This is a genomic window from Parasphingopyxis sp. CP4, from assembly GCF_013378055.1.
Classification (GTDB): domain Bacteria; phylum Pseudomonadota; class Alphaproteobacteria; order Sphingomonadales; family Sphingomonadaceae; genus Parasphingopyxis.
Map to the genome: position 1 here is coordinate 2664115 of NZ_CP051130.1, position 23768 is coordinate 2687882.

The window sequence follows — 23768 nt, forward strand, 5'->3', positions numbered from 1 at the left end:
CAGCAAAGGATAGGTTAGGCGATGCCTGAGTGATTTATTCACACAGCGATAGGAAGGCTCTCGTCCATGTGGAATGTGCCGGCCCAGAGCTTTTTTGAAGACGAACGGATCGCCTGTTGGCAGAAATCCTCATCCAGTCCATCATCCTGCAGCAACCGAGGCAGCGATAGGTTCGCTTCGAGCGACGCGAGCGTACGGCGGCAACATTGTTCGTCGACCGCTATCTCCATTCCCATGCGATGCCCGCTGGTTTCAATTGCTGTCCCCAAGGCGATAATGAGCGGGCGGACGATCCGCTTTTCATGCTGGATGCCGAGCCAGGGCTCGATGCGTTCGTCTCGTACGCGAAGATATAGCAGCTGTCGGTAGCGTGGGCTTTGAACGATCGCAGCCACATGATCGACGAAATCGCTGATCGTTTGCTGGATCGTGGCTGCCGGTTCTGGCTGGGCAGCGAATTCTTCGGATAGATTTTCAAATAGTCTCATGATGGCGGCACGATAGACATCCTCCAGGCCATCGAACGAATAATAGACCTGCCAAAAACTCATATCGCATTCGGCCCCGATTTCCTCGATCGACACGTTGGGCCAAGGGCGGCTGAGAAAAAGCGGTAGCGCATTGTCTGCAATGTCCCGGCGCCTCTCCTGCCAGTCGATAGCCGATCGCGGTGAGTCACGGCGGGCAGTCGGCATGGCGATTCTCCTTATTAAGTACGACACGTACTATATAGTATGGTGCGAACCATAAAATCCAGCAAGAAATAGGATCAATTATCATAATACTAGTCAAATATGTCGTTATAGCAGCTATATAGCAGAATCAGCGTATGTGATCATGATGCCACAGAGGCAAATTAAAGTGCGAGTCGCACTATATTTCAGTTGAGGCTGGGAAAGGGCATCTGCATATACGCGCATCTGAGGTGCCAGCAGGAACTGCGGGCGCATGGACGAAACTGAGGAGTCGGAGCGCGAAATTTGAAGGCCATAACCGACGGCTCGCGTGTCTCGGTTCACTGTTTCGACAAGGGGAAGGTTTAGTTTCAATGACCAATAAGGAATCCACCATGACATCTTTGACGCGTACGCAGTCGCTTCGGCGGTTGCTTTTGGGGACCGCGGCTATCGGCTTTGCGAGCACGCCAGCCTTTGCACAGGATAGTGAGGAGCTGGCGGCTGCAAGCAGCAACCAGCCGGCGATCATCGTTACCGGCACGCGCATCACGAACCCGAACCTCGAACAGTCGAGCCCGATCCAGGTCGTTGGCCAGGACGAAATGGATTTTCGTCAGGCAACCAACGCTGAAGAGCTGATCGGTGAACTGCCGGGTATCGCACCGGGTACGAACAGCTCGGTCAACAACGGTTCGAACGGTACGGCTTCGCTGAACCTTCGTAACCTGGGTACCGGCCGTAACCTTGTTCTTCTCGACGGTACGCGTCTCGTACCTTCGACGATCGGTTCGCGGACTGACTTGAACATCATCCCGGTTGCTCTTGTTGAGCGGGTTGAAGTCATCACCGGTGGTGCTTCTTCGGTGTATGGTGCTGACGCCATCTCGGGTGTTGCCAACTTCGTTCTGCGTCGTGACTTTGAAGGCATGGAAGCTGCGATGACCTACGGAATCACCGAGCGCGGTGACGGCGAACGGATCCGGGCAGATCTTACGCTGGGTGCCAATTTCGACGATGGTCGCGGTAACGCGGTTCTCTCGATGGGCTATCAGGAAGTCGATGACGTTTTACAGTCCAATCGGACGATCTCGCAGAACGCTTTGTTCCTTGGCGGTCAGCAGGTTGGTTCGGGTACGTCCGTGCCAACGGCATTCAATGGGAATCAGTATTTGCAGGATGGTTCGGCACTTGGTGTCGGTACTCCGAATACCTTCAACTACGCGCCGTTCAACTTTTTCCAGACGCCGCTTGAGCGCTGGAACATCTTCGGTTCTGCGCGTTATGAAGTAACGCCGGGCATTGAAGTCTACTCACGGGCAATGTTCACGAACTCGACGGTTAGCCTGCGCCTCGCGCCATCTGGATTGTTCGGTGCGCCCTTTACGCTTCCGCTCAACAATCCGTTCCTAACCGAAACGGTTCGCCAGCAGATCTGCGCCAGCTTTGCGACGCCGATTGATCCGGCGACATGTACGGCGGCAGGTCAAGCGACTGGACCAGGTGATCCAAACTATCTGGCTCCACAGACGATCATCAATCGTCGTCTCGTCGAACAGGGCCCGCGTAACAGCGATATTGTGACAAACCAGTTCCAGGTTTGGGCCGGTTTCCGCGGCGATCTAAGCCCGACGTTGAGCTACGATGTTTACGCGACTTATGGCGAATCTCAGAGAACGATCACGCGCGTAGGTTGGGGCCTGAAATCACGCATCGAACAGGCGCTCAATGCGACGAGCCCGACAACCTGTTTCGATCCGTCAAATGGTTGCTTCCCGATCAATCTTGCGGGTGGCGGACCGGCTGGAACGAATATCGATCCGCGCTCGGTCGCTTTCTTCAACCAGCCGTCAGGCTTTACTGACTCGACGTCGCTTGCGGTCGTTAACGCTTCACTCAATGGTACGTTTGGTGAGACTGGCTTCTTTACGGAAACCCCAATCGGCTTCGCTGTTGGCGTCGAGTATCGCGATTATGGCGCCAGTCGTGTGGCTGACGTGTCGGCAGGTACGCAAGGCGAGGTCCTGGGTTCCGGTGCGCCTGCGCCGACCTTCAATGGCCAGTATGATGTCATCGAAGGTTTTGCCGAGTTGATCGTTCCGATTCTCGAAGACGTTCCGGGCTTCTACAGCCTCCAGGCTGAAGGCGGCATCCGTGTGTCGGATTATTCCAACACCGGTACGTCGGTTACCTGGAAAGCGGGTGGTAGCTGGGAACCGTTTGAAGGTTTCCGCTTCCGCGGCATCTACTCGGTCTCTGTGCGGTCGCCGAACATTGGCGAACTTTTTGCTCCGGTTACAACTGGTTTGACGCCATTGCCGACCGACCCGTGCGCCGGCGCCAACCCGGTTGGTAACGCCACTCTGACGGCTATCTGCGTCGCTCAGGGTGCACCTGCGGCCGCCATTGGTGCGATTCCGCAACCGTCTGCGGCACAGATCAACGCGACGACTGGCGGCAACGTCAATCTGGATGTGGAAGAAGCCGACTCGATAACTCTCGGCCTCGTGGCAACTCCGCCGCAGGTTCCGGGTCTGGTTGTCTCAGTCGATTACTTCAACATCAAGGTAACAGGTGCATCGAGTGTGCCTACACCAGGCGATATCCTCATCCCATGTTACGGTGCCAACAGCGACGGTAACGGGACGGACCCAACGGCATGTGCGAGTATTGGCCGTAACCCGATCAACGGTTCGTTGAACGGTGGTGGCGAAACGCTTGGCCTGATCCTGCAACGGTCTAACCTGGGTGTCATCGAAACCAGTGGTGTCGACTTCCGGGTCAACTACACCTTCCCGCTGAGCTTTGGTGGACTGAACTTCGATCTCAACGGTACATGGACAGATGAACTGCTGTTCCAGGCAACACCGCTTTCGATCAATCGCGAATGCGTCGGTTTCTATGGCGGCAACTGCGAACCTTTGACGCCGGAATGGGCATTCAATCTGCGGACCACACTGAGCATCGACGATATCGCAGATATCTCGCTGCTGTGGCGCTGGATCGACGGAATGGGGCTCGAGCCGTTGAACGGTGCGTTCGGCAATACCTTGCCGGAATATGCCGCGACCGACGATGCATCCTATTTCGACCTGACGGTTCGTTCGAACGTCAGCGAGAATTTCGATGTGACGTTCAGCGTCCAGAACCTGCTCGATCGTGATCCGCCGAATGTCAGCTCGTTCATCGGTTCGAGCGCGTTCAACTCGGGCAACACATACCCGACGACCTATGACACGCTGGGCCGTCGCTACTCGGTTACCGGACGTCTCCGGTTCTAGTTAGGACGTTTGGTCACGTTCTAGTGTGATGGCGGGGGTGGTTTTGGAAGTCCTACCCCCGCCATTTTTTTTGGAGATCGAAATCTGACGTTCCGAACAGGCAGAAGATGATGGCAAAATCACTGCGATCCATGCGCGACATGATTGCGCGGCTGAGCCAGGTGCCCCACGACGAACGTCCGGCACGTGTGGCAGCGCTCGAAGCCCAGACGATCGAGCAGATTGCCGACATCAAGACTGCACAATCCAAATCCGATTCAGCATTTGACGCCTATGCCGATGCGCTTGCTATTGCGGAATTCGAAGCTCGTCTCGCTTTCTTGCGCGGACTCAAATTTGATCTCGTAAAGATGCACTCATTTTCGGCGCGGACTTGGCGGTCTCAGCCCCGGTCGTCGCGCCCCAGCGTGCCTGAATAGGTAAACAACATTCGATCAAGCCAATCCATCCGCATCCGCAAAGCGCTCATCGAATTGTCGCGGACAAAGCTCTCGAACGGTACGTCGAGGTCGGTGTGAAAATCTTCGACCTGCTTAATCTTTTCCGCGATCTTTGCCTTGGCATCGACAATCCACTCGAGACGCTCCTGCTCGGAGAGAAGGTCAAATGCCATTACGCGGGTCCGCAGCGGATCATCGAGCAGTAGATGGGCGTCCAGAATCTGGCGCGACCATACACGCAACGCATCGAGTCCAGTCTTGGTGCAGCGCCAGATTTCGGTCCCCCGGCCATCTCCTTCGACGAAGCTGCCTTCGATCAGCCCCGCTTTGTTGAAGCGGCGGATCATGGGATAGATTTGTCCCTTGCTCTTGTTGAAGGAGGCAACGGGGCTTTTCCCGTATATCTGGGCGATCTGGTATCCGGTCACGGGTTCGTGGCGGCGCACGACATCCAACAGCGCGCCTTCATGCTCGCTCAGTGTTGGCAATTCTTCTTGATCGGCCATTTGTCCCCCCAGGGATCATCCATTCGATCGCATCACCCAACTGGGTCAGTAGCACTCGCAACAAGAACATTGCGTTGCCGAAGCACCAACTCCGTCGGTGAACGGCCATATCTTCTGTAGAGGCAAGAATCCATTCCGCCATTGATCATATACCAAATCGGATGCAGCTCCCGCCGCAGTCGCCGCGCCAGACAGGCTATTGAATCCTTGAAAAATTTGGCAATTATTTTGAAATCTTGTTCATCCCGCCGAAAGCGCGACATGTCGTTTCATATGATGATCGACATTGCCAAATTCGCTGTCGAACAGCGTCAGGCGGCGGAAATAATGGCCGATTGCGAGCTCGTCGGTCATGCCCATGCCGCCATGAATCTGGATCGCTTCCTGGCCGATATGATGCGCGGCTTGTCCGACCCGAACCTTGGCGCTTGAGCTGGCCAGCTGGCGTTGGCGATCATCATCGTCGAGCCGCAAGGTGGCGAGGTAGGTCATCGATACGGACTGCTCATATTCCATGAACATATCGACCATCCGGTGCTGCAGCACCTGGAAGCTGCCGATCGCGACGCCAAACTGCTTGCGCTGGCGAGAATATTCGACCGTCATTTCATGGGCGACCTTCATTGCACCGCACGCCTCGGCGCATTGTGCGGCGATCGCTTCTGCGACAACGCGTTCGACCAGCGGCAAGCCATTGCCCTCTTCGCCGATCAGCGCATCGGCCGGGATCGAGACATTCTCGAAATAGACTTCGGAAGCGCGGCGACCGTCATAGGTCGGATAGTCACGCGCCACGACGCCATCGGCATCTTTGGCCACGACAAATACGGATACGCCGCTCGCATCACGCCGGTCTCCGCTGGTGCGCGCCGTAACGATCAGATGGGAGGCCCAGGGCGCACCGATCACGACTGCCTTGTGTCCGTTTAGGACATAACTGTCGCCATCGCGTTTCGCGGTCGTTTCGAGATCCGCAAGGTCATAGCGACCTTTGGGTTCAGCATAGGCAAAGGCGAACACCCGGCTGCCATCAATGATCGAGGCAAGGTGATCGGCCTTCTGCGCGTCAGTCCCCGCATGTTTAAGGAACCCACCTGCACAGACCACGGTTGGCACATAGGGCTCGACAACCAGGCCTTTGCCAAATTCTTCCATGACCACCAGCGAGTCGACCGGTCCCCCGCCAAAACCGCCATCGGCTTCGGAGAAGGGCATGCCGAACAGCCCGAGCTCGGCAAGTTGTGCCCAGACTTCGGGGCGCCAGCCTGCGTCGCTCTCGACGACCGTGCGGCGCGTGTCGAAATCATATTGCTCGCGCACCATTCGCGCGAGGCTGTCGCGCACCATGCCCTGTTCTTCAGTGAAGTTAAAATCCACGATACTCTCCCGTGTTCGACCTAAAGGCCGAGAATCATTTTTGTGATGATATTGCGCTGGATCTCGTTGGATCCACCGTAGATCGAGGTTTTGCGCATGTTGAAATAGAGCGACGCCGCATGTTGGGCATAGTCGGGCCCAACCGGATACTCATTGGAACCGGCATCGGCGATATTGCTGTAATAGGGCGTGCCATAATGGCCGACAGCTTCAAGCGTCAGCTCGGTCAGGCGCTGCTGGATCTCGGTGCCCTTTACCTTGAGGATCGAGCTTTCCGGTCCCGGACCACGACCAGCTTGCTCGCCGGCCAGCGTTCGCAACTCGGTGATTTCGAGCGCGGCGAGATCAATCTCGAGCTGGCTGACCTTGCGGGCGAAATCCAGGTCGGTCATCAGCGGTTGCCCGTCAAGCGTTTCGGATTTTGCGATGTCCCGCAGATTTTCGACGCCGCGCTTTGAGCGTGCCACGCCAGCAATGCCGGAGCGTTCATGGGCGAGCAGGAACTTGGCATAGGTCCAACCCTTATTCTCTTCACCCACCAGGTTCTCGACTGGCACGCGGACGTCGGTGAGCCAGGTTTCATTCACTTCATATCCGCCGTCGATCAGCTTGATCGGGCGCACTTCAATGCCCGGCGTGTTCATGTCTACCAGGATGAAGCTGATGCCTTCCTGCGGTTTCGCGGCGTCAGGATCGGTCCGGCACAGGAAGAAACCCCAATCGGCATACTGGGCCAGCGTCGTCCAGGTTTTCTGGCCGTTGATCACATAATGATCGCCGTCGCGCACTGCAGTGGTCTTGAGCGAGGCAAGATCGGAACCGGCGCCCGGTTCGGAATAACCCTGGCACCACCAGACTTCACCGCTCTGGATGCCTGGTAGATGCTGCGCCTTCTGCTCTTCATTGCCGAAGGAGTAGATAACCGGCGCAACCATCGAAACGCCAAATGGGAGAGGCATGATCGCGTTGACCCGGGCATTTTCTTCCGACCAGATATAGCGCTGCGTCGGCGACCAGCCCGTGCCGCCATATTCAGTCGGCCAAGCGGGGGTCGACCAACCCTTTTTGCCCAGTATCTTGTGCCAGGCGAGCATGTCGTCCCGGCCCAAATCTTCACGCAAGCCAGTTTCGCGCAAATGTTCGGGGTAATTGCTCTCGATGAAAGTACGTACTTCGTCACGAAAGGCGATTTCTTCAGGGCTGAATTCCAGGTTCATCGGACCGCTCTCCTATTCTGCGCAGCCGCATTGGCTGCGGGCTTTCCTATTCACTGACGCGGCAAGGGCAGGGCAGTCAACCCGTTATCGGGTACAGGGGGCAAATCGGACCGGATTTCTGGTGCAAAAGTGCAGATCAGAGCTGGCGAAGAGCGCGCGCTGGCCGCACGGACATAAGCGGAATCGCGCTGAGCAATCCGATTCCCAGCGTCAGTAAAGTTCCAGCAGCCAGAGTGCCGAGCACCACGGTCCAGTCCGGAGTCCATGTGAATTCGAAAATCTGGACAATCACGCTCCACCCGGCGAGCAATCCCAGCCCGAGCGCCACGATCGCCAGTACCGCCGCCAACAGCGCATATTCGATCGCCTGGGTCAGGAGGATCTGCCGACGCGTTGCGCCAAGGGTCCGCATGATGACGCTGTCATAGCTGCGTACCTGGTTAGAGGCGGCGATCGCGCCGATCAGCACGGCGATACCAGCAATGATAGAGACGGTGGCCGCAGCAATGATCGCGGCGGCCATCTGGCCGAGCAGGGTTGTCACCTGGCCGATAATCTCGCGTACTTCGATGATCGAAACGGACGGGAAGGCGGCCAGCACGGCGCGCGACAGTTCGGCCTCGTCGCCGCTCGCAAGCGCGATTGTCGAGGCGAGCGTATGCGGGGCGTCCTGCAAGGTGTTGGGCGACATCACCATGATATAGTTGAAGCCCATCGTGTCCCAATTCACTTCGCGCAGGGAGGCGATTTCGGTTTCGATTTCACGCCCGAGAACGCTGACGACGAGTGTATCGCCAATCTCAACGCCCATGGTGCTGGCCGCTTCGCGGTCGAGCGATACGAGCGGCGGGCCGTCATAATCGGCCGGCCACCACTCGCCATCGGTCAGGTCGCTGCCTTCGGGCAGGATATCGCTATAGGTGACGCCACGCTCACCGCGCAGGAACCAGGCGCCCTCGGGCAGTTCCTCAAGCTCGGACACCCGCTGCCCGCCAAATTCAACAATCGTCCCGCGCAGGGTCGGGACAAGATTGAGCTCGGTTCCGGCGGCTTCCTCTTCAACAATCTCTCGGAACCGCGCTTCTTCGGCGACCGGAATATCGAGAATGAAGAAGTCGGGCGCCGTTTCGGGAACCGTGTTGCGAATTTCCGAGGTCAGGCTTGTCTGGATGCCAGCCAGCGTCACAAACAGCGTCAGTGCCAGGCCCAGCGCGATCACGATCGCTGGCGATTGCGAGCCGGGACGATGAATATTGGTGATGGCGAGCCGCAGCATAGGATTGCGGGGACGTGGAATATGTTTGGCGACGGTTCGCACGCCATAGCCCAGCGCATAAAGCAAGAGCAGCACTGCGCCGGTGGCGCCAATCACCGTGGCCGAGAACATCATTTCCCGTGCGCTCAACAGAGCAATGGCAATGATTGCGCCGCCCGCCAGAGCGACGCGGAACATGGTCCGCGCACCAATCCGGCTATGGCGTTCTACCAGGCCTCGAAACAGCGCTGCGGCCGGTTCGGTCCGGGCGCGGGCGAGGGGCGGTAATACAAACATGGTCGCGATCAGCACGCCGTAAATCGCGGCGATCAACAAGGGTATCGGGTGGAAAGAGATCCCCGGTGCAACAGGCAATAGATCGCCCATCGCTGTCACAATCAACGGCGTTGCAATCGCTCCGACGGCAAGTCCGATGACGATCGCGAAGGCAGCGACAATACCGATCTGCACGGCATAGATGCGGGCAATATCGGACGAGGTCGCACCCAAAATCTTGAGGGTTGCGATGCCTGGGCGTTTGCGCCCGAGATAGGAGGCGACACCATTGCCGACGCCGATACCGGCGATAATCAGCGCAGTCAGGCCGATGAGCGAGAGAAATTGCCCCATCCGCTCAAAAAAGCGAAATGCGCCAGGGGACGCGCGGTCGCGATCCTTGAACTCGAACCCGGCTGAGGGGAATTGCGCTTCCAGCGCATCGGCCGCGGCGGCGGGATCGACGCCGGGCGCGAGGCGCAGGCGATATTTGCTTTCATAAAGGCTGCCCGGCTGGATCAGACCGGTGCGGCGCAGACCGTCTATCGAGGTGATCGAGACAGGGCCAAGGGTGAAGCCTTCGCCAACCCGGTCCGGCTCGTCGACAATGATGTCGCGGATCGTGAACTCGGCCTCGCCATAACGCAGCGGATCGCCGGGCGAGAGCAGCAGGCGATCGGCGAGCGACTGGCCGATGACAATCTCGTCAGCGGCCAGTTCAGCGGTCAGCATCCCGGATTGCAGCTCAAGATCGCCATAGAGCGGATAGATTGCGTCGACGCCCTTCAATTCGCTGAGCACCGCCTGCGGGCCGTCTTCAGCGGTGTCGGCGCGCTGTGCCATGGCCCGCATGCGGATTGTTTCGCTGAGCTCACCAGCATCGCGCATCGCGGCCAGTTCTTCGGCATTGGCCTCGCGCTGGGTCATCGCGATTTCGACATCGCCGCCCAACATGGTCTGCCCGCGCGCCGAAAGCTCGCCCGTGATCGAGGCGGTCATGCTGCCAATGGCGGCGAGAGTCGCAACGCCCAGGAACAGGCAGATGAACAATAGCCTCAGCCCGCGAAAACCGCCGGATAGATCGCGCCAGGCGATCTTGGCACTGGCGCGCCAGTCCAATGTCTTCGCAGACGATCCGCTCATGGGCGGCGATCCGAGACGATCTTGCCGTCCTTCATTTCAACGATACGATCGCAGCGTTCGGCGAGGCTTACATCATGGGTAATGATAACGAGCGTCGAATTGGCGGCTGCTTTGCGCTCAAACAATACGTCGATGATTGAGCCACCGGTTGCGGCATCCAGATTACCCGTCGGTTCGTCGGCAAAGACAATCTTGGGCCCCGGTGCCAAGGCGCGCGCAATCGCCACCCGCTGCTGTTCGCCGCCTGAAAGCTGGGTCGGATAATGGCTCAAACGATGGCCAATACCGACGGCCTCAAGTTCTGCGGTGGCGATCTCGAACGGGTTTTCGGCGCCAGCAAGCTCCAGCGGCACAGCCACATTTTCCAGGGCCGTCATGGTTGGCAGCAGATGGAAGGATTGCAGGACGATGCCGATCCTGCCGCGCCGTGCACGGGCCAGGCCATCTTCGTCGAGCGAGGTGAAATCGACGTCCGCGACGCTGACAGAACCGCCGCTCGCCTGCTCGAGCCCGGAGAGGATCGCCATCAATGACGATTTGCCGGATCCCGATGGTCCAAGAATGGCAAGGCTCTCGCCAGCTCCTATATCGAGATCGATGCCGCGCAGGATATCGACTTGCGCGCCAGCGCTGCCCAAGGACAGGGTGACATTGCTGGCACGGATTGCGATAGCGGCATCGCTGGCGGGATCTGACATCGGAAAGGGAAATCCTTGAACGTGAAACTCTGCATCTATGGCGCATTGCTCTTGGCTGTCCAACCGCTTGCTGGCTGTGCAAATGACGGTGGCAGTAGCGAGCCTGCAGTTGATCGAAATGTAGGAAGCGAAGCTGAAACCGCAACGGCCGGCCGCGAAGAATATGACGAACTGGTCGTTGCCTTTGGTGACAGCCTCTACGCTGGATACGGCCTTTCGCAGGATGAAGGATTTGCGCCGGAGCTACAGCGCGCCCTTACCGAGCGAGGCCGATCGGTGCGCGTCCTCAATGCAGGCGTGTCCGGCGATACGACCGCCGCCGGGCGCCAGCGGCTGGCCTTTACGCTGGACGGACTCGATCGCGCGCCGGATCTCGTGATCGTCGGCCTTGGCGGCAATGACATGCTGCGCGGACTGAGTCCGGAACAGACGCGGGAAAATCTCACCGCCATTCTCGATGAGCTTGAGGCGCGCGATGTCGATGCGATGCTCACGGGCATGGTCGCTGCGCCCAATCTTGGCGCGGATTATGCCGAAGCATTCAACCCGATTTATGGCGAGCTGGCTGCGCAATATGACGCGCCGCTCTATCCCTTCTTTCTCGACGGCGTGATCCAGGATCCATCGCTGATGCTGGCAGACGGCATCCATCCGACGGCAGAAGGCATTGATCGCGTGGTCGCGCAGCTGACGGATCTCGTCGAGACGGAACTCGCTGAAGAGTAAGGGCGAAAACGCCTAGGCGCTATCGTCCGTCTTGGCGTCCCGCAGTTCCGCCATTGTCCCGGATAGTTGGGCCTCCCAATCCTCGCGCATGGCATGGATCTTGGCGACATAGGCCTCATTTTCGTGGATCGGCACATCGATGTCATACACTGTGGCGACCTCCACCATGGACTTGCGATCGAGAGATTCAAAGGCCGCGGCCATCTGTTCCGCGTGCGGCCGATCGATCCCGAGCGCTTCAAGGACAGACCGTCCGGCGCGGATCGAACTATCATAGGATTCGCGGATAATATCCCGGCAGCCGATCGAATAGAGATCATAGACATGGGTCCGATCGACGGCGCGCGCGACGACATGGATGTGCGGATAGTTCTGGATCACATAGCGGGTGAGGTTCGTGATCTGCTCCTTCCCATCGATGGCGATAACCAGAACCTTGGCTTCATTGATTCCGGCCGCATGCAAGAGATCGGGCCGGGTCGCATCGCCGAAATAGGCCTTCATGCCAAAGGTGCGGATCATCTCGAGCTGGGCCGAGCTATAGTCGACAACGGTTGTCTCAAAGCCGGCACCGCGCACCAGCCGATTGACGATCCCGCCAAAGCGGCCATGGCCGGCTATGATTATCGATTCCTGGTCATGGATCGTATCGGCCTCGCCGCCATCACTATCGGCAAAACGGGGCGCGATCACCTTGTCGTAGAGAATGAAGAGCAAGGGGGTCAGGATCATCGACAAGGCGACGATCAGCAGCAGTTGGTCGGCGATCGCGGAGGGGATGACACCGCTGGCAACCGTCAGCGAGAGAAGTACAAAGCCGAATTCGCCGGCCTGGGCCAAGCCCAGCGCAAACAGCCAGCGATCGGCACCGCGCAACGAGAAGAATTGCGATAACAGCAGCAAAATCAGTATCTTTAGCGCGATCAGCCCGAGCGTAAGACCGACGATCATGGCGGCATTGGCGGAGAGCAGGTCGAAATTGATGCCGGCGCCGACGGTCATGAAGAACAGGCCGAGCAGCAGTCCGCGAAACGGATCGATATTCGATTCCAGCTCGTGTCGATATTCACTGTTGGCGAGGACCACCCCGGCAAGGAACGTGCCGAGCGCTGGCGATAGCCCGACCAGTGACATGAGCAAGGCGATGCCGACGACCATCATCAGCGCGGTCGCCGTGAACAGCTCCCGCAAGCCTGCCATCGAGACGAAGCGGAAGATTGGACGCGTGAGCAGAGCACCGCCAGCAACAACCGCGAATACCGCGCCCAATGTCACCAAGCCCGCCTGCCAGGCCGGGAGGCCTTCGACGAGGCTCAGCCCGCTGCCATGATCTTCGCCGGAGCCATGCGAAACGATTTCGACAAGCTCCGGCAGAGCGAGCAGCGGGATCAGGGCCAGCATCGGAATGACGGCAATATCCTGGAACAGCAGGACGGCGAAGCTCGATTGGCCGCCATCGCTGCGCATCAGGCCCTTCTCGTTGAGGGTCTGGAGCACGATCGCGGTTGAGGAGAGGGCGAGAACCAGTCCGATGGCGAGCGCGATCGTCCAGGGCTGGCCAAGCAATAGAGCGACACCGGTGACGGCGGCGGCGGTCCCGGTAACTTGCAATCCGCCTAGCCCCAGGAGCTTGGATCGCATTTCCCAGAGCAAGCGTGGTTCAAGCTCGAGGCCGACGAGGAACAGCATCATCACGACGCCGAATTCTGCGAAATGCTGGACCGAGACGATGTCGACGCCAAACAGGGTGAGCGACGGGCTCAGCACCATGCCGGCGATCAGATATCCGAGCACCGACCCAAGCCCGAAGCGGGTGGCGAGCGGCACGGCAATGACCCCGGCGATCAGGAACATGAAGATCAGCAGCAGATAGTCTGTCATTGCGTTTCAGTCCCCGTGCGAAATGTCATCTGCTGGCCGCTTAGCTCATCGGCGATTCATCCAGGCGCTTGGCCAGCTTTACGATCAGGATGATCAGTGGCGGCACGAGCACGGCCGAAAGGACGATTTTGGCGAGCATCTGGCCCATGATCAGCGAACCAATCGGGAATTCGCCGTAAAAGGCCACGGTAACGAAAATCAGTGTGTCGAGGGACTGGCTCAGCGCTGAGGCGATCGCACCGCGAACCATGACCCCGAAACCACTATCGCCAGCGGCACCGCGCAAGGCGGAGAAGATCTTCACATTGAGCAGCAGCGAGACGCCATAGGCGATCGGGCCAGCCAGCATGATGCGTGGGGTTTGCGCCATAACTGTCTCGAAAGAAGAGAGATTCCCTGCTGGCATTTCCGACGAAGCCGGGAGCGAGAGGACGAGCACGATCAGCAGTACCGATACGGCCAGCGGGATAAATCCGAACAGCACGAGGCGGTTGGCTGTGCCCTGGCCATGGATCTGCGCGATCGCGCTGGAGATGACCACCAGCATCAAAAATGCGAAGATTCCGGCTTCCACCGCAAGCGGTCCCAGCGCAACCTGTTTAAAGGCAAGAACCCCGGCTATGCAGGTCATCCCGCCATAGAGGATTGAAAAAACGAAGAGTGAGCGCGATAGCGGTGCGGGTGCAGTTGACATCGCAATTCCCTATCCTGTTCTTGGCTTCGACAAAAGAGGGGCGGTCAACAAGAACCGCTCAAGGACACGCAACAAAGTGAGAGCCGATTGACCGATACCGATTTTGACGTGCTGGCGATTGGCGATGCCGTGGTCGATGTGATCGCGCCGGCGGATGAAGCGCTGCTGGCCGAAGTGGGTGTGCCCAAGGGATCGATGCGGACGATCGACTGGGAGGAAGCGCAGCAACTATATGCGCGGATGGGCCCGGCTCAGGAAACGAGCGGCGGATCGGCCGCCAACAGCATGGCGGGTATCGCTGCGCTTGGCGGACGCGCGGCCTTTATTGGCCAGATCGGTTCCGACCAGCTGGGCACGATCTTCGCGCATGACATTCGTGCCCAGGGCGTGGCCTTTGATACCCCGGCGCTCACCGAGGATATTACAACCGGCCGCTGCCTGATTCTAGTCACGCCGGACGCCCAACGCACGATGAATACCTATCGTGGAGCGTCGGAACATCTGTCCGTCGATGGTGTCGATGCCGACCAGATTGCCCGTGCGACAATCGTTTATCTCGAAGCCTATCTCTGGGATCACGCACCGCCGCGCGCTGCAATGAAACATGCGGCGGATCTTGCGCATAAAGCAGGTCGGCCGGTGGCCTTCACCCTATCGGACATAGCGTGCATCGATCGCCATCGCCCGGATTTTCGCGCACTGCTCGAAAGCGGGCGCGTCGATATCCTGTTCGGAAACGAAGAAGAAGCGCGCGCGCTGGCGGGACGAACGGATCTGGACGAAGCGGTTGCCGAACTTGGCGAGCATGTCGATCTGTGCGTCATTACACGCGGGGAGCATGGCGCATTGGCAGCGCAGGGCGGCGCAACGATTACCGTTTCGGCGGTCCGCCCGCGCGCCATCGTCGATACGACCGGGGCTGGCGACCTATTCGCCGCTGGCTTCCTCGCCAGCCATGCGCGTGGCCGCCCGCTGGAGACAAGCCTGATGCTCGGCGCCCGCACAGCGGCCGAGGTGATTGCCGATTACGGCGCCCGCCCGCTCGGAAAACTCTCCCATCTCGTCGATGATTGACCGTTTACAAGCGCGGGATCGGACTGCATGCCCAGCAGGTCTTCCCACACGGAAATTAATGCCGGGGGCAATTGAATGAAGAGATTGGCGGTATATTGCGGGGCGAACAGCGGCGCGGACCCGCTCTTTGCCGATACAGCCGAGCAGCTTGGCGCCGAAATGGCCAAGCGCGATATCGGCCTTGTCTATGGCGGTGGTAAGCTGGGGCTTATGGGAATCATTGCCGATTCCGTGCTCGCCGGTAATGGCGAAGTTCATGGCGTCATTCCTGAAGCTTTAGTTGATCTCGAAGTCGCGCATCAGGGGCTGACCGAATTGCATATCGTTACGTCTATGCATGAGCGCAAAGCCAAGATGACCGATCTGTGCGACGGCTTCATCGCAATGCCTGGCGGCATCGGGACGCTCGATGAATTGTTCGAAGCCTGGTCCTGGAATGCGCTCGGCTATCACGCCAAGCCTTTTCTGCTGCTCAATACCGGTGGGTTCTGGGATTCCATGATCAGCTTTGTCGATCATGTGGTGGCCAATGGCTTTATTTCAGAGGCGCGACGCGAGCAAATGCTGGTCGCGACCCAGATTGGCGATGCGATCGAGCAACTTGCGCACGCTGCCAACGGCGCCAAACAAGGGATGACCTGGTAATATGGATATCACCAGCATTTTGATGAGCCTGGCGGGTATGGCCTTGATCCTTGGGCTCGCTTTGTTGCTCTCCTCCAATCGCAAGGCCATCCGGTTGCGCGTCGTCAGCGCTGCGTTCGGTTTGCAGGCGGGTATCGCCGTACTCGTGCTTTATTCCGATTGGGGCCGGGCCGCGATTGCCGGCATGGCGCGCGGTGTATCGAACCTGCTGGGCTATGCGCAGGAAGGGACGAACTTCATCTTCGGCCCGCTCGCCACTCCGGAAATTGGCGGCAACAGCTTTGCGATTGCCGCGCTTCCGGTGATCATCTTTTTCGCCTCGCTCGTCTCGATTCTCTATTATCTCGGCATCATGCAGTTCATCATCAAATGGGTCGGCGGCGGAATCCAGAAGGTGACCGGCATCACCAAGGTTGAGTCGCTATGTGCGGCGGCGAACATCTTTGTTGGCCAATCGGAATCGCCGCTGGTGATCCGGCCCTATCTGGCTACCCTTACACCCGCGCAGCTGTTCACCGTGATGAGCGTTGGCATGGCCGGCGTCGCCGGGACCATCCTGGCCGCCTATGCGGCGATGGGGATCCAGATTGATTATCTGCTCGCGGCCGCCTTCATGTCAGCGCCCGGTGGGATACTGATGGCAAAGATCATCATGCCCGATCGGCCCGAAGATCTGGCAGCCGAACCGGCGACCCCGGTCGATGTCCAATATGAAGAAGAAAAGCCGGCCAATGTCATCATGGCCGCGTCGATGGGCGCACAAACCGGCGTGAAAATCGCCGTGATGGTCGGTGCGATGGTGCTGTCCTTTGTCGCGCTGGTCGCGCTCGCCAATGGGTTGCTCGCAGGGGCAGGTAGCTGGTTTGGCTATCCCGAGCTCAGCTTCCAGCAGCTTGTCGGCTATATCTTTGCCCCGATCATGTATTTGATCGGTATTCCCTGGGATGAATCACTGGCCGCCGGCGGCCTGTTCGGCACCAAGATCGTGCTCAATGAATTTGTCGCCTTTATCGCACTGGGAGCGGGTGAGGGTGGATTGTCGGAGCGTAGCGTAGCGATCGTTACCTTTGCGCTATGCGGGTTCGCGAACATCCTGTCGATTGCGATCCAGATGGCCGTAACAGGCGGGCTCGCGCCCAACCAGCGCCCGGTTATCGCGCGGCTGGGCTTGAAAGCACTGGCCGCCGGTTCGCTTGCAAATTTGATGAGTGCAGCCCTCGCGGGATTGATGCTGAGCGTGTAAAGTCGGCGCAATATTGAGTCATTAGCGTTCATAGGAATTCATTGTGCCTGATACGATTGCTTCGGTTTCTCTCCAGGATTCGGACCGGGATGCGGCCGCCTTTGCGGACGAGATCGGCAATTCCTTCAAAACCTATGGTTTCGCGATCGTATCCGATCACGGCATATCCAGCGATCTGATCGCCGAGGCTGATGCGAAGCTGCGCGAATTTTTCGCGCTGCCGGAAGAGGTGAAGCGGAGATATTTTATTGAAGGTGGTGGCGGCGCGCGCGGCTATACGCCGTTCGGCATTGAAGTCGCCAAGGATGCGACCGAACACGACCTGAAGGAATTCTGGCATGTCGGGCGCTCATTGCCCGAGGGCCATCGCTTTGCGGATTTGATGCCGCCCAATATTTGGCCCGAAGAGGTAGAGGGCTTTCACGAAACCTTCGCCGCGCTGTATGATGCACTGGAAGGTGCGGGCATGCGGATCCTGACCGCGATCGCCACCTATCTAGGCCTCGCCCCGGATTTCTTCGACGATACTGTGGAAGATGGCAACTCGGTGATGCGGCTCATTCACTATCCGCCTGTGCCGGCCGATGCGCCGGGTGTCCGTGCTGCAGCCCATGAGGACATCAACACCATCACATTATTGCTGGGCGCCGAAGAAGCAGGTCTCGAACTGCTTGATGCCAATGGTGAATGGTTGCCCGTTAAACCGCGCGAGGGCGAGTTGGCGGTCAATATCGGCGATATGTTGCAGCGGCTGACCAATCATGTGCTGCCTTCGACAACGCATCGGGTGGTCAACCCGGCACCCGAAAGGCGCCGCTTTTCGCGCTACTCCATGCCGTTTTTTCTGCATTTCAAGCCTGATTACATGATTGAAACGCTGCCGAGCTGCATTGGCGAGGGCAAGCCCAATCGCTATCCCGAGCCGCTCAGCTCGCATGATTATCTGCTGGAACGCCTGCGCGAGATCAATCTGGTCTAGCCGGCGCTAGCCGTCTGCATCTTTAAGATTTTTCGGTCCAAAGCTGGCGGGCAGAAGCGCTGCGATCGTCGTGGTTGAAACCGTCTCACCATCGCCTGATGCACTGATCACTTGGATATCATGATCAGCGAGATCACTGGCCTCGGCAATTGCCTGGCGACAGCCACCACAGGGTGTCACGGCCTGGGCGCCGACTAGCATTCCATCGTCACCCAGATGGCCACCGGCCACGGCGATGCGGCGGATCTTGCTAAGCCCAAATGCCTGTTGCGCGGAAGTCAGCGCGGAAATCTCCGCACAGGTTCCGAGCCGATAGCAGGCATTTTCCATATTGCTGCCAGTGGCGATGCTGCCATCCTCGGCTTCGATCGCACAGCCAACGGAAAAACCGGAATAGGGCGCATAGGCCCTGGTTGCTGCTTTGCGGGCACGCTCAATCAGTGCGGCCGCGCTGTCATCTTTGTCTGCCATGGGCAGGTCTTAGACGAGAGGCGGCCGATCACCAATATTGCTTTATGCCGCCAGGCCATGCTCCGCAGCGGGTTCGGCTTCCAACCATTCCCAGGCTTCAGCTTCCTTGTCCGCATCAAAGGCACGAATCTCGACCCGGAACAGTGGATCGAGCGCTTCGATCATCGTCGCCATCCAAGGCGGCGCACCGACGACGGCATAGCGGTTGAGCGTGCGGATCATGCCCCGCTTCATCGCCCAAAAATCCTCGTCGACGATTCCGGCAGGAGAGAAGCCAGCATAATTTTTGAACCGTCCCAAAAGCCGCTTGGGTTGGTCATTTTCCAGCATCTCGTTGAAATGCTCGGATAGGGCGTCCATTTCAGCCGCCGATATCTTGCCACTGAGCTCAAATCCCAGCACGTCGGGATTATTGGTTTCGATGATGCTGAAGGCAGCGCGATGCGGCAGCTCCGTCTCGCCCTTGGCCCAGGCGAGCGCCTGGTCGCGCTCGTCCATCGTGAAGGTTTCGTATGAAATGCCGGGCAGCAGAGCACTTTCGATACGGGCGGCCCAGCGGAGCCAACTCGTATCGGTCACCACAGCAATCCGACCGAGCTTCTCGCGCTTGCCAACCAATTGCCAGCCGCGCGACATGATCAGCGTAAAGCCGTCCGTCTCGAAGCCTTCATAATCGGCGATCTCGCAATAGAAATGCGTCTCGTCGTTATTCTCGACTGCATATTCGAGCTTTTCCATTAGCGCATTCATCTCCTTGTGGGAGACATGGCCACTGACTTGCACGGCAATCACCGTATCATCGCTGGGAAGAAAATTGAGCATAATTACCTCCGTCTCATGAGTTTCTATCACCAATGGACACACGATATCGGGCGAGTCGCAGAATGCATTGATCTCGGGCAAATTTCGAAAATTTAGTCCTGCGGATTAGCGGGAATCTGTCATTTTTGACCCAGGCGGCACGTTCAGGCGTGCAAACCGGTTCCCGGTGTGAAGGCGGGGTCATCTGGGTGCACAGCCGTCGACACCCGTGACTCTTCACACAATGTGCGTTTGTAGAGCGCGCCATTCTTGAACCAATGCCAGGTGCGTGAGCGGCGATCGCCAATATCGCCCATTACGATAATCTCGACGAAATTGGCGCCGGGTTCGTCGCGGCGCGTGAGGTTGAGCATCAGGATTTCGTCTTCCGTTTCCCAGGCATAGCCATGGAAGGTCGGCATGTCCCACCATAGTTTCCCATCGCGATAGACGCCGGGAAGCATGGCGCGTTGCTCCTGGCCATCGGCCCAGCGGAACAGGTTGTGCTGGACATAGGCGATGTCACCGGACGACGGGAATTCGCAGACTATCCGCGCATCATGGTAATCAATCTCGGTACCGTTGGTGTCTACGTGGCGATAGGTGCCTTCCCAGACACCGGCATGTTTGACCATTGCAGGCATTGAATCGGCCAGGATCGCCTTATTGTTGCTCGGAATGCCCATTGGGTCTCCCTTGTGTGAATCACCACATATTTACCACAGCCAAATTGATCGATTCCAACAACCAATGGTATAGGGCGCCCAGCCAGGAGAGAGATATGAAGGACAGTCACCTTCGCAGTCGATTTATCAAACCATCGATGGATCCACGAAAATTGCAGCATTTCCTGGCCGTTTATGATTTGCGTCATTTCGGCCGGGCCGCCACGGATAACGGTGTTACGCAGCAGGCGATCTCGAAGAGTGTGAAAAAGCTAGAGGAACAGCTTGGCGTCGAGCTGTTCGAGCGCGGACCCTATGGTCCGGCACCAACAATCTTCGCGCATTCCCTGGCGCGGCGCGCCAAGGTTATTCTTTCCGAAGCACGGCTGGCGGCGGCTGAGCTCAGCGCTCTTCGCGGGGTGGAAGACGGCTATGTCCGGGCCGGGATCGGCTGGTCCTTCGTTTCGCGGATCGCGCCGCAGACATTACTCCGCTATCGCCGGCGCCGTCCGAATATCAAGGTTAGCCTGTCGACCGGATCGTCCGACATATTGTTCGAGCGCTTGTTGAACGGCGAAGTCGAATTCGTGTCCAGCTGCCCATTACCGAACTTTGAGATCGATCCTCTGCTGGAAAGCCAACCCTTGTTTCACGACGCGGATCTGATCGTCATGCGCCATGATCATCCGCTTGCTGGTCGTTCCGATGTAACGCTTGCCGATCTGTCTCAGCAGACCTGGGCAACCTCGGGTACGTTGGGTGGCCGGTGGCGGAAGATCTGCTCGACCTTTCTGGCAGCCGGTGTCGAACCGCCGACCAATACGATCGATATGGATTCGGTCGGTATTGCCAAGGCGATGATCGCCCAGAGTGATTGTATTGCGCTATTGTCTAGCGAACTGGTGATCAACGAAACCATGGCTGGCCAGTTCCATACGCTCCACCGCACAGAATTTCCTTCCGAACGCATCGGTATGCTGGTCACCCGGCGGAGCTCGGCCCTGCAGCCAGCTGCGCAGGCCCTGATTCATGATCTGTTGGAGGTTACCGATAGTTTGCGGCCCGGGATCGCGAAGGCAGCAGCATAGACTACCATCAGTTGTAGCAAGCAATTTACGAGTTGTTGGCCATCACGCGCCCATGCGTGGTTGCTTGGCCACACTATTTATATAATGATTAATTTGTCCGGACAAATCTTGAGTGGGTCGAGATATTGTCATAGTCAGATAGCGATTGGGTTTAGGGAGAAACAAAATGGTCGCCACTAGCACGGGTTTTAAACTTACATTGTCAGGGGCGGCGCTTGCCGCGGCTCTCGCATCGGCTCCGGCCCATGCGCAAGCGGAAGGCGACACACCGGTCGCCGGTCAAAGCGGCCTCGGCACGATTGTGGTGACCGCGCAGCGGCGTGAGGAAAATGTCCAGGACATTCCGATCGCGATTTCCTCCTTTTCCCCAGACGAACTCGCATCGCGCGGTATTGGAAACACGCTTGAGCTGGGTGAGTTCATTCCCAACCTGATTGCGCAGAACAATACCGGGCTTGGCGCAGCCAATGCCTACTTCCTGCGCGGTATCGGCAACACCGAGTCGATCGCTACCTTCGATCCGCCGATCGGCACCTATGTCGACCAGGTTTATATGGCGCGTCAGAACGGCAACAATCTGAGCCTGTTCGATGTCGAGCGTGTCGAAGTGTTGCGTGGGCCTCAGGGAACCCTGTTCGGCCGCAACACGACCGGTGGTGCGATCAGCATCGTATTGCGTGAGCCGGGCGATGAGTTCGGTGGCTTTGCCGAAATCGGTTATGGCCGCTTCGATCGGATCATGGTCCGCGGCTCGATGGATATCCCGGTCAGCGACACGGCAGGTTTCAAGGTCAGCGGCTATTATCAGGACGATGATGGCTATGTGCAGAACATTACGACCGGCGAAACGTTGAACGATAATGATGGTTATGGCGCGCGCATTGCGTTCCGCCTGGCGGCCGACATTGCCGAATGGAACATCGCCTATGCGCGGATCAACAATGACGGCGAAAATATGCTGAATTTCCCGTGTCGTTCTATTGATCCAGCAACACCGGCAAGTTGCAGCACGCGTTTTGCAACAACCGGGGCATCTGAAACCAGCGCCGGCCCGGTTCCCGGTATATCGGGACGCAAGGCAAATTACGGCCTGGGCAGTCGCTCGGATATGGATTTGGTTACGTCAAACCTTGAGCTCGAGCTTGGTGATAACCTCTCGGTTGCGTTCATCACCGGCTATCAGAGCCTGGTCCAGCAGTTCAATCTCGACTTTTTCGATGGTCGGTTCGGGCCGAACGCGGGCAATCCATTCCCAGCGGTGATCGGCTCGCCCTTCGGTGGTTTCAATATCTTCAATGATCAGGAAAACACGCAGATTACCCAGGAAGTGCGCTTCAACGGGTCATTTGGCGATGGCTTGGTCGACTATGTGGCGGGCGGCTATTATTTCTATGAGGAAACCCGCACTGACTTTGCCGATCTGTTCGGTGCCGTCGGCTTCCCGTTCCTGCTCGCCGATCGTGTGATCGACAATGATGCGGAAGCCTTTGCGCTCTACGCACAGGCTGACGTGAACTTCACCGATGAGTTCACCTTCACCGCCGGTCTCCGCTGGACGGATGAGGAAAAGACCTTCCAGATCCGCGATAATCGCCCGGTGTGTAATGGCGACCAGGCGGCTCCCGGCTGTCTCAGTAACTTCAACCTGGTCGCGACTAACGGCGCAACGATTCCCGATGAGCAATCGGTGAGCATCTTCACCCCGCGTTTTGCGTTGAGCTATGAACCAAATGACGATCTGTTGTTCTTCATCTCGGCGACCCGCGGGTTCAAGTCGGGCGGCTGGAATGCTCGCGGTACGTCAGGCTCGGAACTGTTGCCTTTCGGTCCGGAGACGACCTGGAGCTATGAAGCGGGCGTTCGCAGTGAGTTTTGGGACAATATGGCTCGCCTGAACGTGACGGCCTACTATGCCGATACGAGCGGATTGCAGACGCCGTCTGCCTTTGTCCGCGGAAATGGCACAATCGCCTTCATCACGCGTAACTTTGCCGATTATGAGAATTACGGCATCGAAGCGGAACTGACGCTGGCACCAGCGGATGGACTCAACATCTTTGCAAGCCTTGGTTGGCAGGACGATCAGTATAGTATTGATCGCAACGCGCCGGCTGTCGATCAGTTCGGTGTGAGCTCGGTGGCGTCCCAGCAAGCGACGTGTCTTGCGGCACTGGCAGGTGGCATGACCTCGCCAGCATGCGGCGCCGGTATCGTCACACCGGACGGAAGCATTGCCGATCCAGTGCGTACACCGGACTGGTCCATTGCCGGCGGCATCAGCTATGAAATGCCGCTGGGTGACAATTGGACACTGACACCAACGGTGAATGCGGCCTTCCGCTCATCCTATGAATCCGGCACCAGCAATGTGACGATTTACCAATCAGGTCCGGGCATGTTCAACACGACGGGCAACGGCCAATATGTGATTGGTTCGTATAATGACGGCTATGTTGTGGTGAATGCCGGAATTACGCTGGCCGAAGTTGAAGAGGGACTGCAAGTTTCGCTGACTTGCACCAATTGCTTCAGCGAAGATTATAACTCCTCAACCCTGGCCAATACGACTTACTACAATGCGCCAGGTACTTGGATGGTTCGGGCCCGCTACGACTTCTAGGTCCGTTTCCTTCG

Annotated in this window: 20 protein-coding genes; 9 read left to right on the forward strand and 11 right to left on the reverse strand. The window is 58.1% G+C overall.

Annotated elements, in window-relative coordinates:
- Window positions 1–38: 38 nt before the first annotated feature.
- Window positions 39–695 (reverse strand): TetR/AcrR family transcriptional regulator, encoded by a 657-nt coding sequence (locus HFP51_RS13100; RefSeq protein WP_176876160.1) that lies wholly within the window; start codon window positions 693–695, stop codon window positions 39–41.
- 374 nt (window positions 696–1069) lie between these two features.
- Here HFP51_RS13100 and HFP51_RS13105 point away from each other — a divergent pair, with 374 nt between their 5' ends.
- Both HFP51_RS13105 and HFP51_RS13110 read left to right on the forward strand, forming a co-directional pair.
- A complete protein-coding gene (locus HFP51_RS13105; protein WP_176876161.1) occupies window positions 1070–3955 on the forward strand; it encodes a TonB-dependent siderophore receptor in 2886 nt (961 codons plus the stop codon).
- Window positions 3956–4062: 107 nt separating this feature from the next.
- Window positions 4063–4374, forward strand: coding sequence for a hypothetical protein (locus HFP51_RS13110; protein WP_176876162.1), 312 nt, complete (start codon window positions 4063–4065; stop codon window positions 4372–4374).
- Here HFP51_RS13110 and HFP51_RS13115 read toward each other — a convergent pair.
- The 5 genes from HFP51_RS13115 to HFP51_RS13135 all read right to left on the reverse strand — a co-directional run bounded on the left by HFP51_RS13115 (window position 4338) and on the right by HFP51_RS13135 (window position 10867).
- Window positions 4338–4901: a PadR family transcriptional regulator gene (locus tag HFP51_RS13115; protein ID WP_176876163.1), complete on the reverse strand. Its 564-nt coding sequence runs from the start codon at window positions 4899–4901 to the stop codon at window positions 4338–4340. The two genes, HFP51_RS13110 and HFP51_RS13115, sit on opposite strands and share 37 nt — an antisense overlap.
- A 240-nt stretch (window positions 4902–5141) precedes the next feature.
- Window positions 5142–6278: an acyl-CoA dehydrogenase family protein gene (locus HFP51_RS13120; RefSeq protein ID WP_176876164.1), complete on the reverse strand. Its 1137-nt coding sequence runs from the start codon at window positions 6276–6278 to the stop codon at window positions 5142–5144.
- A 20-nt stretch (window positions 6279–6298) separates the two neighbouring features.
- Window positions 6299–7495, reverse strand: a complete 1197-nt coding sequence (locus tag HFP51_RS13125; RefSeq protein ID WP_176876165.1) for an acyl-CoA dehydrogenase family protein — start codon at window positions 7493–7495, stop codon at window positions 6299–6301.
- Window positions 7496–7631: 136 nt separating this feature from the next.
- The gene (locus HFP51_RS13130) at window positions 7632–10169 is read right to left on the reverse strand and encodes an ABC transporter permease (RefSeq protein WP_176876166.1); all 2538 of its coding nucleotides are present in this window, start codon (window positions 10167–10169) and stop codon (window positions 7632–7634) included.
- Window positions 10166–10867, reverse strand: a complete 702-nt coding sequence (locus tag HFP51_RS13135; RefSeq protein ID WP_176876167.1) for an ABC transporter ATP-binding protein — start codon at window positions 10865–10867, stop codon at window positions 10166–10168. The genes HFP51_RS13130 and HFP51_RS13135 overlap by 4 nt, the downstream gene beginning before the upstream one ends.
- A gap of 15 nt (window positions 10868–10882) precedes the next feature.
- Between HFP51_RS13135 and HFP51_RS13140 the strand changes: the two genes are divergently transcribed.
- Window positions 10883–11593, forward strand: a complete 711-nt coding sequence (locus HFP51_RS13140) for an arylesterase (protein ID WP_176876168.1) — start codon at window positions 10883–10885, stop codon at window positions 11591–11593.
- Window positions 11594–11605: 12 nt separating this feature from the next.
- Here the strand turns inward: HFP51_RS13140 and HFP51_RS13145 are convergent, their stop codons facing one another.
- The gene (locus HFP51_RS13145; RefSeq protein ID WP_176876169.1) at window positions 11606–13474 is read right to left on the reverse strand and encodes a cation:proton antiporter; all 1869 of its coding nucleotides are present in this window, start codon (window positions 13472–13474) and stop codon (window positions 11606–11608) included.
- Window positions 13475–13514: 40 nt separating this feature from the next.
- Entirely contained in the window at window positions 13515–14168 is a 654-nt protein-coding gene (locus HFP51_RS13150) for a queuosine precursor transporter (protein ID WP_176876170.1), read from the reverse strand.
- An 87-nt stretch (window positions 14169–14255) separates the two neighbouring features.
- Here HFP51_RS13150 and HFP51_RS13155 point away from each other — a divergent pair, with 87 nt between their 5' ends.
- The 4 genes from HFP51_RS13155 to HFP51_RS13170 all read left to right on the forward strand — a co-directional run bounded on the left by HFP51_RS13155 (window position 14256) and on the right by HFP51_RS13170 (window position 18109).
- Window positions 14256–15242 carry an adenosine kinase gene (locus HFP51_RS13155; RefSeq protein WP_176876171.1) on the forward strand — a complete coding sequence of 329 codons (987 nt, stop codon included), beginning with the start codon at window positions 14256–14258 and terminating at the stop codon, window positions 15240–15242.
- Window positions 15243–15317: 75 nt separating this feature from the next.
- Window positions 15318–15887 carry a TIGR00730 family Rossman fold protein gene (locus HFP51_RS13160; RefSeq protein WP_176876172.1) on the forward strand — a complete coding sequence of 190 codons (570 nt, stop codon included), beginning with the start codon at window positions 15318–15320 and terminating at the stop codon, window positions 15885–15887.
- Between the two features lies 1 nt (window position 15888).
- Window positions 15889–17130: a NupC/NupG family nucleoside CNT transporter gene (locus HFP51_RS13165; protein WP_176876173.1), complete on the forward strand. Its 1242-nt coding sequence runs from the start codon at window positions 15889–15891 to the stop codon at window positions 17128–17130.
- A 43-nt stretch (window positions 17131–17173) separates the two neighbouring features.
- Window positions 17174–18109, forward strand: coding sequence for an isopenicillin N synthase family oxygenase (locus HFP51_RS13170; RefSeq protein WP_176876174.1), 936 nt, complete (start codon window positions 17174–17176; stop codon window positions 18107–18109).
- A gap of 6 nt (window positions 18110–18115) precedes the next feature.
- Here HFP51_RS13170 and HFP51_RS13175 read toward each other — a convergent pair whose 3' ends face one another.
- The 3 genes from HFP51_RS13175 to HFP51_RS13185 form a co-directional block, all read right to left on the reverse strand.
- Window positions 18116–18580, reverse strand: a complete 465-nt coding sequence (locus HFP51_RS13175) for a cytidine deaminase (protein ID WP_176876175.1) — start codon at window positions 18578–18580, stop codon at window positions 18116–18118.
- A gap of 42 nt (window positions 18581–18622) precedes the next feature.
- Window positions 18623–19402: an STAS/SEC14 domain-containing protein gene (locus HFP51_RS13180; protein ID WP_176876176.1), complete on the reverse strand. Its 780-nt coding sequence runs from the start codon at window positions 19400–19402 to the stop codon at window positions 18623–18625.
- 143 nt (window positions 19403–19545) lie between these two features.
- Window positions 19546–20067, reverse strand: a complete 522-nt coding sequence (locus tag HFP51_RS13185) for a hypothetical protein (RefSeq protein ID WP_255454673.1) — start codon at window positions 20065–20067, stop codon at window positions 19546–19548.
- Between the two features lie 95 nt (window positions 20068–20162).
- On the opposite strand from HFP51_RS13185, the gene HFP51_RS13190 reads away from it, so the two are divergent.
- The gene (locus HFP51_RS13190; RefSeq protein WP_176876177.1) at window positions 20163–21134 is read left to right on the forward strand and encodes a LysR family transcriptional regulator; all 972 of its coding nucleotides are present in this window, start codon (window positions 20163–20165) and stop codon (window positions 21132–21134) included.
- 166 nt (window positions 21135–21300) lie between these two features.
- Window positions 21301–23754, forward strand: coding sequence for a TonB-dependent receptor (locus HFP51_RS13195; RefSeq protein ID WP_176876178.1), 2454 nt, complete (start codon window positions 21301–21303; stop codon window positions 23752–23754).
- The last annotated feature ends 14 nt before the right edge of the window (window positions 23755–23768 follow it).

Bases quoted from the DNA above. Each gene is read 5' to 3' on its own strand.
- HFP51_RS13100 (WP_176876160.1), bottom strand. From the start codon at position 695: ATGCCGACTGCCCGCCGTGACTCACCGCGATCGGCTATCGACTGGCAG.
- HFP51_RS13105 (WP_176876161.1), top strand. From the start codon at position 1,070: ATGACATCTTTGACGCGTACGCAGTCGCTTCGGCGGTTGCTTTTGGGG.
- HFP51_RS13110 (WP_176876162.1), top strand. From the start codon at position 4,063: ATGATGGCAAAATCACTGCGATCCATGCGCGACATGATTGCGCGGCTG.
- HFP51_RS13115 (WP_176876163.1), bottom strand. From the start codon at position 4,901: ATGGCCGATCAAGAAGAATTGCCAACACTGAGCGAGCATGAAGGCGCG.
- HFP51_RS13125 (WP_176876165.1), bottom strand. From the start codon at position 7,495: ATGAACCTGGAATTCAGCCCTGAAGAAATCGCCTTTCGTGACGAAGTA.
- HFP51_RS13130 (WP_176876166.1), bottom strand. From the start codon at position 10,169: ATGAGCGGATCGTCTGCGAAGACATTGGACTGGCGCGCCAGTGCCAAG.
- HFP51_RS13135 (WP_176876167.1), bottom strand. From the start codon at position 10,867: ATGTCAGATCCCGCCAGCGATGCCGCTATCGCAATCCGTGCCAGCAAT.
- HFP51_RS13145 (WP_176876169.1), bottom strand. From the start codon at position 13,474: ATGACAGACTATCTGCTGCTGATCTTCATGTTCCTGATCGCCGGGGTC.
- HFP51_RS13150 (WP_176876170.1), bottom strand. From the start codon at position 14,168: ATGTCAACTGCACCCGCACCGCTATCGCGCTCACTCTTCGTTTTTTCA.
- HFP51_RS13160 (WP_176876172.1), top strand. From the start codon at position 15,318: ATGAAGAGATTGGCGGTATATTGCGGGGCGAACAGCGGCGCGGACCCG.
- HFP51_RS13165 (WP_176876173.1), top strand. From the start codon at position 15,889: ATGGATATCACCAGCATTTTGATGAGCCTGGCGGGTATGGCCTTGATC.
- HFP51_RS13175 (WP_176876175.1), bottom strand. From the start codon at position 18,580: ATGGCAGACAAAGATGACAGCGCGGCCGCACTGATTGAGCGTGCCCGC.
- HFP51_RS13180 (WP_176876176.1), bottom strand. From the start codon at position 19,402: ATGCTCAATTTTCTTCCCAGCGATGATACGGTGATTGCCGTGCAAGTC.
- HFP51_RS13185 (WP_255454673.1), bottom strand. From the start codon at position 20,067: ATGGGCATTCCGAGCAACAATAAGGCGATCCTGGCCGATTCAATGCCT.
- HFP51_RS13190 (WP_176876177.1), top strand. From the start codon at position 20,163: ATGAAGGACAGTCACCTTCGCAGTCGATTTATCAAACCATCGATGGAT.
- HFP51_RS13195 (WP_176876178.1), top strand. From the start codon at position 21,301: ATGGTCGCCACTAGCACGGGTTTTAAACTTACATTGTCAGGGGCGGCG.